At 54.6% G+C, this 12,806-nt stretch carries 16 protein-coding genes; 7 read left to right on the forward strand and 9 right to left on the reverse strand.

Features of this window, described 5'->3' with window-relative positions; genetic code table 11:
* Positions 1-165: 165 nt before the first annotated feature.
* On the forward strand, positions 166-801 hold the full coding sequence (gene rcsA, locus AC6I7A_RS11280) for a transcriptional regulator RcsA (RefSeq protein ID WP_009089542.1): 636 nt from the start codon (positions 166-168) through the stop codon (positions 799-801).
* Positions 802-943: 142 nt separating this feature from the next.
* A complete protein-coding gene (locus tag AC6I7A_RS11285) occupies positions 944-2,650 on the forward strand; it encodes a methyl-accepting chemotaxis protein (protein ID WP_058957681.1) in 1,707 nt (568 codons plus the stop codon).
* Between the two features lie 100 nt (positions 2,651-2,750).
* Here the strand turns inward: AC6I7A_RS11285 and dsrB are convergent, their stop codons facing one another.
* Together dsrB and AC6I7A_RS11295 are read right to left on the reverse strand one after the other, a co-directional pair.
* Complete coding sequence (gene dsrB, locus AC6I7A_RS11290; RefSeq protein ID WP_009089538.1) at positions 2,751-2,945, reverse strand: protein DsrB; 195 nt, start codon at positions 2,943-2,945, stop codon at positions 2,751-2,753.
* 62 nt (positions 2,946-3,007) lie between these two features.
* Entirely contained in the window at positions 3,008-3,166 is a 159-nt protein-coding gene (locus AC6I7A_RS11295) for a YqaE/Pmp3 family membrane protein (RefSeq protein ID WP_009089537.1), read from the reverse strand.
* A 317-nt stretch (positions 3,167-3,483) separates the two neighbouring features.
* Here AC6I7A_RS11295 and AC6I7A_RS11300 point away from each other — a divergent pair, with 317 nt between their 5' ends.
* The 3 genes from AC6I7A_RS11300 (at position 3,484) to AC6I7A_RS11310 (ending at position 6,114) form a co-directional block, all read left to right on the forward strand.
* Positions 3,484-3,717, forward strand: a complete 234-nt coding sequence (locus AC6I7A_RS11300; RefSeq protein ID WP_058957680.1) for a DUF2525 domain-containing protein — start codon at positions 3,484-3,486, stop codon at positions 3,715-3,717.
* A gap of 354 nt (positions 3,718-4,071) precedes the next feature.
* The gene (locus AC6I7A_RS11305; RefSeq protein WP_058957679.1) at positions 4,072-4,863 is read left to right on the forward strand and encodes a mannosyl-3-phosphoglycerate phosphatase-related protein; all 792 of its coding nucleotides are present in this window, start codon (positions 4,072-4,074) and stop codon (positions 4,861-4,863) included.
* 30 nt (positions 4,864-4,893) lie between these two features.
* Positions 4,894-6,114, forward strand: a complete 1,221-nt coding sequence (locus AC6I7A_RS11310; RefSeq protein WP_009089531.1) for a glycosyltransferase family protein — start codon at positions 4,894-4,896, stop codon at positions 6,112-6,114.
* 164 nt (positions 6,115-6,278) lie between these two features.
* Here AC6I7A_RS11310 and AC6I7A_RS11315 read toward each other — a convergent pair whose 3' ends face one another.
* The 5 genes from AC6I7A_RS11315 to AC6I7A_RS11335 form a co-directional block, all read right to left on the reverse strand.
* Positions 6,279-6,458: a YodC family protein gene (locus AC6I7A_RS11315; protein WP_009089530.1), complete on the reverse strand. Its 180-nt coding sequence runs from the start codon at positions 6,456-6,458 to the stop codon at positions 6,279-6,281.
* A 177-nt stretch (positions 6,459-6,635) separates the two neighbouring features.
* Positions 6,636-6,767, reverse strand: a complete 132-nt coding sequence (locus AC6I7A_RS11320; protein ID WP_003854444.1) for a hypothetical protein — start codon at positions 6,765-6,767, stop codon at positions 6,636-6,638.
* Positions 6,768-6,800: 33 nt separating this feature from the next.
* The gene (locus AC6I7A_RS11325; protein WP_009089528.1) at positions 6,801-7,712 is read right to left on the reverse strand and encodes a DUF808 domain-containing protein; all 912 of its coding nucleotides are present in this window, start codon (positions 7,710-7,712) and stop codon (positions 6,801-6,803) included.
* Positions 7,713-7,722: 10 nt separating this feature from the next.
* Positions 7,723-7,998, reverse strand: a complete 276-nt coding sequence (locus AC6I7A_RS11330; RefSeq protein ID WP_009089527.1) for a hypothetical protein — start codon at positions 7,996-7,998, stop codon at positions 7,723-7,725.
* A 56-nt stretch (positions 7,999-8,054) separates the two neighbouring features.
* Positions 8,055-8,534, reverse strand: coding sequence for a very short patch repair endonuclease (locus AC6I7A_RS11335; RefSeq protein ID WP_009089525.1), 480 nt, complete (start codon positions 8,532-8,534; stop codon positions 8,055-8,057).
* A 189-nt stretch (positions 8,535-8,723) separates the two neighbouring features.
* On the opposite strand from AC6I7A_RS11335, the gene dcm reads away from it, so the two are divergent.
* On the forward strand, positions 8,724-10,100 hold the full coding sequence (gene dcm / locus AC6I7A_RS11340) for a DNA (cytosine-5-)-methyltransferase (RefSeq protein ID WP_058957678.1): 1,377 nt from the start codon (positions 8,724-8,726) through the stop codon (positions 10,098-10,100).
* Between the two features lie 255 nt (positions 10,101-10,355).
* Here dcm and AC6I7A_RS11345 read toward each other — a convergent pair whose 3' ends face one another.
* Together AC6I7A_RS11345 and AC6I7A_RS11350 are read right to left on the reverse strand one after the other, a co-directional pair.
* Complete coding sequence (locus AC6I7A_RS11345) at positions 10,356-10,637, reverse strand: Arc family DNA-binding protein (RefSeq protein WP_009089522.1); 282 nt, start codon at positions 10,635-10,637, stop codon at positions 10,356-10,358.
* 73 nt (positions 10,638-10,710) lie between these two features.
* Complete coding sequence (locus tag AC6I7A_RS11350; RefSeq protein WP_009089521.1) at positions 10,711-11,415, reverse strand: phosphohydrolase; 705 nt, start codon at positions 11,413-11,415, stop codon at positions 10,711-10,713.
* A gap of 610 nt (positions 11,416-12,025) precedes the next feature.
* Between AC6I7A_RS11350 and AC6I7A_RS11355 the strand changes: the two genes are divergently transcribed.
* Positions 12,026-12,703: an ASCH domain-containing protein gene (locus tag AC6I7A_RS11355; protein ID WP_046102090.1), complete on the forward strand. Its 678-nt coding sequence runs from the start codon at positions 12,026-12,028 to the stop codon at positions 12,701-12,703.
* The last annotated feature ends 103 nt before the right edge of the window (positions 12,704-12,806 follow it).

Here is a 12,806-nt window from a genome sequence, read left to right on the forward strand (position 1 = left end):
CACAAATTTTTTGCAGAACGGGTCAGGGATGAAGACTTTTACGGGCGATTGCCTGTTACCACACTGCACGAGCAGAATAAAAAAGTACCTAAGAAATCTCTCTCGTATCGCAACGCGTATTCATCGTTGATTTAAACGGATAACAAATTGGTGAGGGTCGCTATTATGCCAACTATTATTATGGATTCCTGCAACTACACACGCCTGGGATTAACAGACTACATGTCTTTGAAAGGAGTTAAGAAGAAAAATATCTCTTCCGTCTCCGACATTGAGCAACTACAGCAGAAATGTGAGCAATTAAATCCTGGTGTCGTATTTATTAATGAAGATTGTTTCATTCATGAATCTGATTCCAGTGAGCGTATCCGCAGCATTATTACGCAGCATCCTGATACACTCTTCTTTATCTTTATGGCGATTAGCAATATCCATTTTGAGGAATATCTCTACGTTCGTAAGAACCTGATTATTACATCAAAATCGATGAAAACGTCGACCCTGGATTCCTTACTCAGCACCTATTTGCAGAAGAAACTCAACCAGTCTGCGCGCATCTCTTCGGGCATGGATGTTCACCCGCTGACGCTGAGCCAGACCGAGTCAAACATGCTGAAAATGTGGATGTCAGGTCATGACACCATTCAGATCTCAGATAAAATGCAAATTAAGGCCAAAACGGTATCGTCACACAAAGGTAATATTAAACGCAAAATCAAAACCCATAATAAACAGGTGATTTATCATGTGGTGCGTTTAACCGATAATGTGACCTCGGGTATTTACGTTAATATTCGCTGATCGTTAAACCAGAAAAACCGGCTCCGATGGGCCGGTTTTTTTTTGCTCAGAACTGGGAGCCACGTCTCACTCTTACCGCTAAGCCTTTACTCTCCTTTGCCGATGCTAAGCCTTATAACAACAGCCCTGAGAGAGCAAGGATATGAACACTGCATTAGATAATGATGGACAAAAGAGCGCGGGCATCTGGCAGAATCTCCGCCTGGTACCGCTGTTTAGCCTCATCTTCGGCGGCATTCTGCTGCTGTTTGCACTCTGTATTGGCGTCGCCAGTTACTTTCTTACCTTAAGCAATCACTCCCTCGATGATGCCACCGATGAAATTCAGGTTCGTATGGGGCTCGCCAACAGTTCAAACCATCTGCGTACGGCACGTCTGACGATTATTCAGGCCGGTGCGGCCGCCCGCATTGGCGAAATGGATGAGTTTCGCGCGAACGTCGCGGCAGCCGAGAAACGTATCCAGCAGGCCAAAGAGGGCTTTGCGGTCTATGAAGCGCGTAAGGTGAAGTCACCCTCTGATACCGAACTCGATGCCACGCTGCAGGCACGCTTCAATAACTACATTACTAAAGGCCTGCTGCCGATGATCAATGCCGGCAAGCAGGGCAGCTTTGAGGGGATCATTGCTCAGGAGACGGATGTCACCCGCAAGCTGGATGATGAATATAATCAGGTGCTGCTGAAGGCGATTAAAATCCGGACCGACCGGGCGAATGCCATTACCGCTGAAGCCGATGCGCAGTCACGCATCGGTTTTATTGCGATGGGCGTCGCGTTTGTGGCCGCACTGATACTGGTTCTGCTGACCTTTGTCTTCCTGCGGCGGATTGTGATTAATCCTTTACGGCAGTCAGTGGAACGCATCGAACGCATCGCGCAGGGCGATCTGACCTCCGCTCCGCTCCCCTGTGGGCGCAGTGAAATCGGTACGCTGATCCATAACCTGCAACTGATGCAGCAGGCACTGGTCACCACGGTTGGAACGGTGCGAGAAGGCGCTGTCGCCATTTATCAGGGATCCAGCGAAATCTCCGCCGGTAACACCGACCTCTCTTCCCGCACCGAGCAGCAGGCCGCCGCGCTGGAACAGACCGCGGCCAGCATGGAAGAGCTTACCGCCACCGTGAAGCAGAATGCGGAGAACGCGCATCACGCCAGTCAGCTGGCTGCCGATGCCTCCGGCAAGGCCCGCAGCGGCGGCGAGCTGGTCAGCGGTGTGGTGAAAACCATGACCAATATTTCCGGCAGCTCGAAGAAGATTGCGGAGATCACTAACGTCATTAACAGCATTGCGTTTCAGACTAACATCCTGGCGCTGAACGCGGCCGTCGAGGCGGCGCGTGCCGGTGAACAGGGACGCGGCTTTGCGGTGGTCGCCAGCGAAGTGAGGAATCTGGCCCAGCGCAGTGCGCAGGCGGCAAAAGAGATTGAGTCCCTGATTGCCGAGTCAGTCGCACTGATTAACGACGGTTCACAGCAGGTGGGCGCAGCCGGGAATACGATGGGTGAGATTGTCGAGGCGGTGCGTCGGGTGACCGATATCATGTCAGAGATTGCGGCCGCCTCCGACGAGCAGAGCCGCGGGATTCAGCAGGTCAGCCAGGCGGTGACCGAGATGGATAACGTCACTCAGCAGAACGCCTCGCTGGTAGAAGAAGCGACAGCCGCCGCCGCGTCACTGGAGGATCAGGCGGGTAAACTGACCCAGGCCGTCGCCGCCTTCCGCCTGCAGGCTTCACCGGCGGCGACCGCGATGGCTTCCCGTCCGGCTGCACCGGTTAAAACGGTGGCCGTCGCGCCCCGCCCGGCGCTGGCTGGCAGCAACGAAAACTGGGAAACCTTCTGAGTCATTAAGCAGGGTCGCGGGCGACAGCGCTCAGGCCCCCTTTATGTGCAAAAAGCCGCCTCCGGGAGCCGGAAAGGCGGCTTTTTTATGCGCTTCAGGCTCAGGCGTCGTGGTAAGGCTCAACGAAGATCCCATCCGGCTGATGCGTCTCATTAAAAAACCAGATGCCCAGCGGATAATCTTCGAGCGCAACCAGAAACATTGTGCCCTCGTTGAACGGCTCCATCGCCAGAATGGTGCCCACGCGACGCGGGCCGCCATCCGTTCTGACGCTGACGCGGTCATTTACCTTCATGTCGGTTCTCCTGATGATTTACTGCGTACAGTCTAACCGAAGAACCTGAGGGATGCAGCGCGTTAGCGGCGGGCAATGACCCATACGGCATGGATAATGCCGGGGATGTAGCCACAGAGGGTCAGCAGGATATTCAGCCAGAACGCGCCGCCAAACCCGACCTGCATGAACACGCCCAGTGGGGGCAGCAGGATAGCGATAATAATTCTTAAGAGGTCCATAACCATTCCTTTAGGTATTGAAAAAATTCAGCTTTATTCTCAACTATAGCTGAATCTGCTCTGTTAACAGGAAAAGTCAGGTAAATCTGAGTAAGGATGCCCTTTTTCGATTCTTTAACAGTGCACGGCAGGATTTCTTACGCGCCTGACCGTTACACTCTCCCTGCTGCATCGCCCCCCCGGCAGCGCAGCATACCTGCAATAACAAGGATTTTGCCCGCACTCTGCGGGCTTTTTTTGATCTGCGATTAACCCTTCCTCGCCTTTCTCTGCCGCCTTCTATACTTACAGTTCTGTTTGCTCTCAGGAGTCTGAAAATGACAGAGGAAAAGCACGACAGCGCGGCGCAGCCAGCCGAACTCAGAGTAGATATGGAAGGATTACTGGCGGCGATTCAGGCCAGAACATCGGGTGAGATTCAGGACGCTATGGAAGCGGGACCGTCGCCACGACGCGAGATTGATGGTCAGTTTATTCGTTCCGGCGCCGAACTGGGGGAGGCGTTTGAGATCGACATCAGTGACTGTCGCGCCTGTGAAGCTAACCGCTGAAATCGATTTCAAAAAAATACCCGGCATGGAAGCCGGGTAAAAATTCAATTCGTTACACCAGGGAATTCTTAACACCGTTGCAGAATACCTGATTGCCCGGACTGAACAAGTATCAGATATGCACGTTTCTGCAACCGCCCCACTCACGCTGACGCGATACAGATTAAAAACACCGCGCTGCACAGTCACTTAGCCCTGCACAATTCCTGCATCCCCCACGTTTCTGCGGGCCTGTTTTTAAGAATAATCCTGGATTTCTGGCCGGTGTGGCAGGAAAAAAAGTGTGCGCCATATTCAACTATAATATTGAAAAATCGCTGCTTTAGCGGCGAACGTGATGAAAGGAGCCTGTTCATGCCCGATCTTCAGCACCCCTTGATGGTAATTACCGATTTGGATGGTTCACTGCTCGACCATCACAGCTATCGCTGGGATGCGGCTACGGAATGGCTGACCACACTTCGGGAGCATGCGGTGCCGCTGGTCATCTGCTCCAGCAAGACCGCAGCTGAAATTGTCCCGCTGCAGAAAAAGCTCGGCATCGCCGGTTCCCCCTTTATTGCGGAAAACGGTGCCGTGGTGCAGACCCTGGATCAGCAACGGATTCGTCTGCCTGATAGCGCCCTCAGCTATGAGGCGCTCTGTGAGCGTCTGGCTGGACTGAAAAGCCACTTCCGCTTCACCGGGTTTCACGACTTCTCCGATCCGGAGGTGGCCGCCATGACCGGTCTGAGTGAAGCGGATGCGGCCCTCTCCCGTCAGCGGGATGCGTCAGAAGTAGTGGTCTGGCGCGACAGCGATGAGGCCTTTGACCGGTTTCATGAGGCACTGCATGCAGAAGGGCTGGCGCTCACTCAGGGCGGCCGTTTCTGGCATGTGATGCCGGCAGGCAGTGGCAAAGGCGAAGCCCTGCGCTGGCTGCTGGCACACTCTCCCGGCGAGCCACGCGTCACTATCGGGCTGGGGGATGGGCCAAACGACGCTCCGATGCTGGATACGGTGGATTATGCGGTCGTCATCAAAGGCTACAGTAAAACGCCGGTGACCCTCAGCCGCACCGATCAGCAGCAGGTTTATCACACCGCTCACCACGGCCCTGAAGGCTGGCGTGAAGGGCTCGACTATTTTTTGACTCAACCTCAATGAGCTGCCCATGGGCATGAAAAGGATGAAGCGATGAGTGACTTTTATCAGAATGGCGTAATCACCAACTTCCATAACCTCACCCACCGCAGCGTGGAGTCGCTGGAAAAAGAGATGGTTCGCTTTGCCCGCAAACGCAAAATGGGGCTGATCCTGCCGTCGCTGTTTTCCGAACTTGAAGGTCCGGCACTGACCAATATCGTCGATGAGCTGGCAAAAGTGCCCTACCTGGATGAAATTGTGATCGGGCTGGATCGGGCCGACCGCGACCAGTTCCTGTTTGCCCGCGACTTTTTCTCCCGGCTGCCGCAGCGCCACCGTATCCTGTGGAACGATGGCCCGCGGCTGAAGGCGATCGATGCGGAGCTGGATAAAGAGGGGCTCTCCCCCACCAATCCGGGTAAGGGGCGCAACGTCTGGTTCTGTACCGGCTACACGCTGGCCTCCGACCGCACCAGCTGTGTGGCCCTGCATGACTGCGATATCGTCACCTATGAGCGCGGCATGCTGGCACGTCTGCTCTATCCGCTGGCGAACCCGGCGTTTCAGTATGAGTTCTGTAAGGGCTTCTATGCACGCGTGGCCGACGGCAAGCTGAATGGCCGCGTGGGCCGCCTGCTGGTCGGTCCGCTGCTGCGCTCGCTGCAGAAAGTCTATGGCCACTCAGAGTATCTCGATTACCTGTCGAGCTTCCGCTATCCGCTCTCCGGCGAGTTTGCCATGCGCACCCATGTCCTCAACGGCATTAAAATTCCTGGCGACTGGGGACTGGAGATCGGCGTGCTGTCGGAGATTTACCGCAACTACACCACCCGCCAGTCGTGTCAGGTCGAGATCGCCGATAACTATGACCATAAACATCAGCCGCTGGCCGAAGATGATGGCACAGGCGGCCTGAAGCGAATGAGCAGCGACATTGTTCAGTCACTGCTGCGTAAGCTGGCCACTATGGGCGTTCCGCTCACCAGCGACTCATTCCGGGTGCTGAAAGCGACCTACTACCGCAATGCGCTGGATATGATGGAGACCTACAACCACGAAGCGGTCATGAATGGCCTGAAGTTCGATCAGCATGTGGAAGAGGCGGCGGTCGAGATGTTTACCCAGTCGATTCTGGAGGCGGGTCAGGCGTTTATCGAACGTCCCAACGACAAGCCCTTTATTCCGAGCTGGAGCCGCGTCCAGTCAGCGTTTCCTGACGTGCTGCAGCGTATCTATCAGGCGGTAGAGGAGGATAACGACGGCAACGTCTGAGCAGGAGCGGCACAGGGAATGTGTCCGCGTTCAGACGGTGGAGGCGCAGAGCCTCAATAAAGCTTCAGGATAGAAAAACAGGCCTGCGGAGTGGCAGGCCTTTCAGGGATAAAGCGCCGCAGCCTGACGGGCCTGTTCTTCGCGGCGCGCTGCCCGCCTGCGATTCAGCTCGCCAGCTGCTGCTCAGGATTCAGCGCGCAGAGTTCATCGCTGCGAAAGGCTTCCCGGCGCACCGCATAGCCGTCGTACCAGCGACACTCGACCATGCCACTGGCGTAGCCGGTCACCACCATGGTGTGCCCTTCTTCCTTGTGCTGAACCTCTTCACTGATTGCGAAAACCATGCTGCGCTCCTTTTTATTAACCTGAGTGATTATTTTCTTTATAGCAGGCGAATGCGGTTCCTGCCTGTTAAGGCACGCATAAAAAGGGCAAATTCGGAATTAAGCAGATGGATATATTGAAAATAAAAAAAGCGGATAAAAAATATTATCCGCTTTGATGAGGAACCGACGCTGACGTCAGATTTTACAGCCTTCGCAATCGGCTTCATCACCGAGATCGTCCGGCACTTCGCTGGCTTTTTTCTCTGCTTTCGCTTCTGCCTGCTCAAGCTGTGCGTCAATATCAAATTCAAACATATCGTCGTTCATCGTCATTCTCCTGACCGTAAATCGCAGTGCGCTTTATACCGATTTTCCACGCACTCTGGCAATAAGGTTGACCACTAACAGCACGATCGACCCAATGATAAAACCGAGCACCAGGTTCGCGCCATTGCTGAGCAGCGTCGCAATCCAGCCGCTGAAGCCAGCGCTGACCTCTTCAATCAGGTGATGCAGCGGCGTAATGCCATGCACCACAATGCCGCCGCCCACCAGGAACATGGCGATGGTGCCCACGACCGAAAGGATCTTCATCAGCCAGGGCGCCGCCGCCAGCAGCACGCTGCCGATGCCCTGCGCAACGCGCGACGATTTCTCCCGCAGCCAGAAGCCCAGATCATCAATTTTTACAATGGCCGCCACGATGCCGTAGACGCCAATGGTCACCAGAATGGCGATGCCTGCCAGGATAATCACCTGATTGAGCAGCGGTGATTCGGAAACGATGCCTAAGGTAATGGCAACGATTTCGGCCGACAGAATAAAATCGGTGCGCACTGCGCCTTTGATTTTCTTTTTCTCAAACTCTGCCGCGTTCTGCTTCGCCAGTGAATCAAGCCGCTGCTGGCGCGCCTCCGGCGATTTGCTCTGCTTGTCATGCTGCAGGCTGTGCATCACCTTCTCGACCCCTTCATAGCAGAGATAGGCTCCGCCCAGCATCAGCAGCGGCGTAATCAGCCAGGGCGCAAACGCAGAGATAACCAGCGCCAGCGGCACCAGGATCAGTTTGTTCAGAAACGATCCTTTCGCCACGCCCCATACCACCGGCAGCTCCCGGTTGGCTTTCACACCGGTGACCTGCTGGGCATTCAGCGACAGATCGTCGCCCAGCACGCCGGCCGTTTTTTTCGCCGCCACTTTCCCCATGACGGAAATATCGTCCAGAAGTGTTGCAATATCATCAAGTAAAGTCAGTAAACTGGTTCCCGCCAAAATTGTATCCTTAGTCTGGTTCGTTATGTTGACAACATGGGCAGCGCTCAATTTCCGTTACGGTCATGTCGGCGATGCCCTCACATTCCCACTCCACCCGAATCGTCTCGCCTGCTGTTCCTTCAGCATGCAGGTATTTGCTGACCGGGCTTTCGGTCATGCCGGTGATCTCCTCTGTGGCAATCAGCCTGTCGCCGCTGTAGACCCGCGCAGTGGCGCGGGTATTCACCATCCGCTCGTCGCGAAGCTGGTAAAGGCGTTTTACCGTCAGTTTTATGCTGCTCATCTCAGGCTCCTTCCTGGCCACGGAGAAAAGGTCGATCTAATCAATTATGACTCTGATTAGCAATCAGCGTTGTAATGATGAATGCCCTGATGGTCGATTTCGGCACTCTCCGGCATGACCAGCAGCCACTCCTCCAGCCGCTCCAGCAGATCCTGATCCGCCAGCCGCAGTTTGCCGCGCAGCGCGCACTCCCAGATGATCAACACTTTCCAGCCACTCGCCTGCAGCTGCTGCACATAGCGCCGGTCACGTTCAACATTGCTGTTAATCTTGCCCGTCCAGAACTCTGTGCGGGTGGCCGGCAGTTTAAACAGGTAGCAGTGATGGCGATGCCAGAAGCAGCCATGAACAAAAATAATCGCCTGCTGGTCGTTGAGAACAAAATCGGGCCGTCCCGGCAGGTTTTTATCCTGCACACGAAAGCTGAATCCCCGGTCTTTCAGCAACAGCGCAATACGTTGCTCAATGGCCGTATCCTGAGCGCGAATGGCACGCATATTTTTGCTGCGTGTTTCGCTGGAGTGAACATCAGCCATAGCCTCTCCTTTTTTGCTGGTTATTCAACTTTAGTCTGCGCCACGAAAAGCGAAAGCTGGCAACCGAACCTTCACAACGTGCGCCGCAAAAACAGACGATTCCGGCGCGCCGGCTCAGGGCACATCGGGGCAATTTCCTCACTGCCTCAGGAGTGATAGCATAGGCGCCTCACTGTTAAGGAAAAACGCATGCATCCCGCCGCCCTCGCTGAACCACTTTCTGCTGCACATTCACTTCCTGAAGCGTCCGATCGCTTACAGCAGGTCCTGGCAATCTATTCGGTTCGTGATCTTACGGCCCGCCTGCAGCAGGCGGGCTTCTCCCGCTGGAGCCCCGCGCTCCTGAACCGGATCCGCCAGGGCAAATGCGCCGTGCCGCCGCTGAGTGAAGCCGAACAGCTTCTGCTGCAGGATCTGCTGCCGGCCCGGCCCGCCCATTATGATAATCCTGAATTTCGCTTTATCGATCTCTTTGCCGGGATTGGCGGCATTCGCAAAGGATTTGAGGCGATAGGCGGCAAGTGTGTCTTCACCAGTGAATGGAACAAAGAGGCGGTTCGCACTTATAAAGCTAACCACTACAGCGATCCGCTGGAGCATCACTTCAATACCGATATCCGTGAGGTCACACAGCCAGCGGGCCTGAACGACGATGAGGCGATCTATCGCGCTATCGATGCTGCCATCCCCGATCATCAGGTGCTGCTGGCGGGCTTTCCCTGCCAGCCCTTCTCACTGGCGGGTGTCAGCAAAAAGAATGCGCTGGGCCGCGCACACGGGTTTGAATGCCAGGTGCAGGGGACGCTGTTTTTCGACGTGGCGCGCATCCTTGCCGCGAAGAAACCGCCCTTCTTCGTGCTGGAGAACGTGAAGAATCTCAAGAGCCACGATAAGGGCCGCACCTTCGCCATTATCATGGAGACGCTGGATGAACTGGGCTATGACGTCGCGGATGCCGGTGACACCAGCCCGGATGCCAAAGTGATCGATGCGCGTCATTTCCTGCCGCAGCATCGCGAACGGATTGTGCTGGTCGGGATCCGCCGTGACCTGAAAAAACAGGATTTCACGCTACGCGATATCCGCCGCTTCTTCCCGGCTCAGGTCCCTGCGCTGCAGAGCCTGCTGGAGAGCGACCCGGATGACAAATATATCCTCTCGCCGGTGCTCTGGCGCTATCTCTATCAGTATGCGAAAAAGCATAAGGCGAAAGGCAATGGCTTTGGCTTTGGCCTCAACGATCCGCGTAATCCGCACTGCTGCGTGCGCACCCTGTCGGCGCGCTACTATAAAGATGGCTCGGAGATCCTGATTGACCGCGGCTGGGACAGCGCACTGGGGGAAGCGGAGTTTCACGATGCCGCAAACATGGCGCGCAGACCGCGCCGTTTGTCACCACGCGAATGTGCGCGGCTGATGGGCTTTGATGTACCGGGCCACGAGCCGTTCCGCATCCCGGTCTCAGACACGCAGGCTTACAAGCAGTTTGGTAACTCGGTGGTGGTCCCGGTGTTCGCCGCGGTGGCGCAGCTGCTGCTGCCCCATATCCGTCAGCTGAACCCCTGATTCCTGAAAAGAAAACCCACCTGATGATGCAGGCCCAGACAAAGCGAGTTCAACAGCAACGAATAAGCTCAACGCGCAGGGAACAGGATCAGAAGAGGAAAGCGTCCCGCGCCAGGGATGGCGCGGGTCGAGCGTGTCAGGGATGACGGTTTTTGCGTCTTTCCGATCTGACCCTGTTCTCTTCGCAGGCACAGTCTCACCACAAAACAGTCCAGCCTGATGCAAAAAAAACCCGTCTGGCGACGGGTTTCATGTTTATTTCTTCTTCTTACTCTGCTTTTTCAGCAGCAACCGTATCTGTTTCAGTTCGCTGGCGCTTAATCCATCGGCCTGTGCATCAGAAGCGGCTGAGGCTTCCGCCGCCGCTTCGGTAGTGTCCTGATTATCAATCGCCGGATGCGGATGCGTTTCCAGACTGGCCTGCAACCGCTGCACAATCTCCTGACTCATGGAAATCTGGTTTTCCAGCGCCAGCTGTTTAATCGTTTCTTTTAATTCAGGATCAATTTTAATCGTTAAATTAACAGTTTCGGTCATCAGGCAGCTCCTTTTTTGTTATTGCTCACACGCTACCGGATGACCGTTTCGATTAACATACTGTCATAAAAATTTAATATTCACTGCGCAGCGGCGTGAAATCCCGCAGTACGGCCTCGTCCATTCCCACCAGATTACCCTGGAGCTCTGCATAGAGTTTCGCCATGTAGCGCACCAGGAAATCTGCGTTATGTTCAGCCAGCATCCGCCCCGCTTCCGTGTGCATCGTTTCCGGCAGACGCAGCAGCTTTTTCTGGAAATGATCCAGCGTCCACAGCGCATCATTCAGTTCGCGATCTTTTGCCAGCGGGTCCTGACTGTCGAACAGCGGACGGTTCAGGGCCCCGGCGGTATAGAAAACCCGTGCCAGCCCGATGGCGCCCAGCGATTCCAGCCGGTCAGCATCCTGAACGATTTTCGCTTCCAGGGTCTGAGGCGGGATACCGGCGCTGAAACTGTGGGTTTTCACAGCGTGCATCACCGCCTCTATCTTTTCAGCCGGGAAGTCGAGGAAATCCTGCTGCAGAATGCGCTGGGTTTCCGTGGCGGCATAGGTGGAGGCCAGATGACGTTCCGGATGATTCTTCGGCAGATTGACCACGTCGTGAAAATAGCAGGCGGTGAGCACCACCAGCGGATCAGCGGGAGTACCGTTCAGGATACGCTGTGCGCTCATCCAGACACGGCGCAGATGGGCGATATCGTGCGCGCCGTCGTCATGGACCCAGTTCGCCTGAAACCAGCTTTCATAACGGGATTGCCAGAGTGTAAGTGACATAGTCTATCTCCCTGTGGTGATCGACAGCAGTTCTCTGTCGTGATCGGTGCGCGAACGTCAGGCCATCATAGCGACTGGCTAATGACATTTTTTTTACAGAGCGGTTGATAAGAGCGGGGCTGCCAGCGATTTCCGGCAGAAAAATGAGATCTGGATCATCTGTATAGCATCTCTGTCAGACAATAACCGCAATTTCATCGGTTTTCAGTCTTTCCTTAATAAATTGTGGCTAAGAAGATTAGTTTAACGGGGGTAATGTTTAATCTGAACAGGATAGCCTTGCCAAAGGGTACGAAAAAGGCTTTTGTCACGTCATTATTTGTAAAAGTGTGGCCGCTGACAGGGGAAAAAATCTGAAAAGGTTCCCATTTTTACCGTTATAACGTACTGTATCCCGGCTATTCGTCGTCTGGCGAAGGTTGCATGATAAGCTCTGGTGCACTTTTTGCATTTTGCGGAATACTGACTACCTCTGTGACAATTTTAAAGTGACTGTCAGGCGACAAATTATTAAGCAAAATGATTTAAAGCTTTTATGATAGTTATGAGATGTGAAGCAAATGGACGTATACAGCAGTAACCGGGTTTTACTAATAACAAGAGGTATTCCATGAAAGAACGGCCGATTCTTTTTTCCGAACAGCGTGTCCGTGCCCTGTTGGTTGGCCAGCAAACGCAAACCCGGCGCATTATGAAAACTCAGGCTTTTGGTCCGGGTCAGGATCATCATGAAGGCGTACACGCTTTTGATGTCAGTGCGAATCATCTGCACGGCTATAAACTGATGTCGATGAGCGACATCAGCTATCACTGTCCTTATGGCAAACCGGGTGATCTGCTGTGGGTACGCGAAACCTGGCGCGGTCCGATGGTGCCGGAGAGCGATCTGGCCGAATATGAGCGTGACCCGACGCCGTTCCGCCTGCCGGAATATTGTCAGTACCGCGCCGATAGCAATGAGCTGGGTCAGCACGCGATGAGTACCCCGGAAGCGGAAGAGTTTGGCTGGCAGACCGCCATCCACATGCCGCGCTGGGCCAGCCGCATCAATCTGGAGATCACCGGCGTTCGCGCTGAGAAGATTCAGGATATCAGCGAAGATGACATTATGGCGGAGGGCGTACAGACCGATTCGCACTTCCTCAATAACTTCTTCACCATGAACGTGAACTCAGAGTCGCCGAAAGAGGCCTATCGCAAAGCCTGGCAAAAACAGTATGGCGCGACCAGCTGGGAAGTGAATCCCTGGGTCTGGGTGATTGAGTTTCAGCGGGTGGGTCGCAACTAGCCCTTCAGCCCTGCGCTTTGCGGGCTGTATCACAGACAACGGCCGCGCTAACGGGTTGAATAGACAGCCCTCAGGCCTGCAGCCGGATCAAAGGTGCCAGCAT

It is taken from the genome of Type-F symbiont of Plautia stali, from assembly GCF_059731105.1.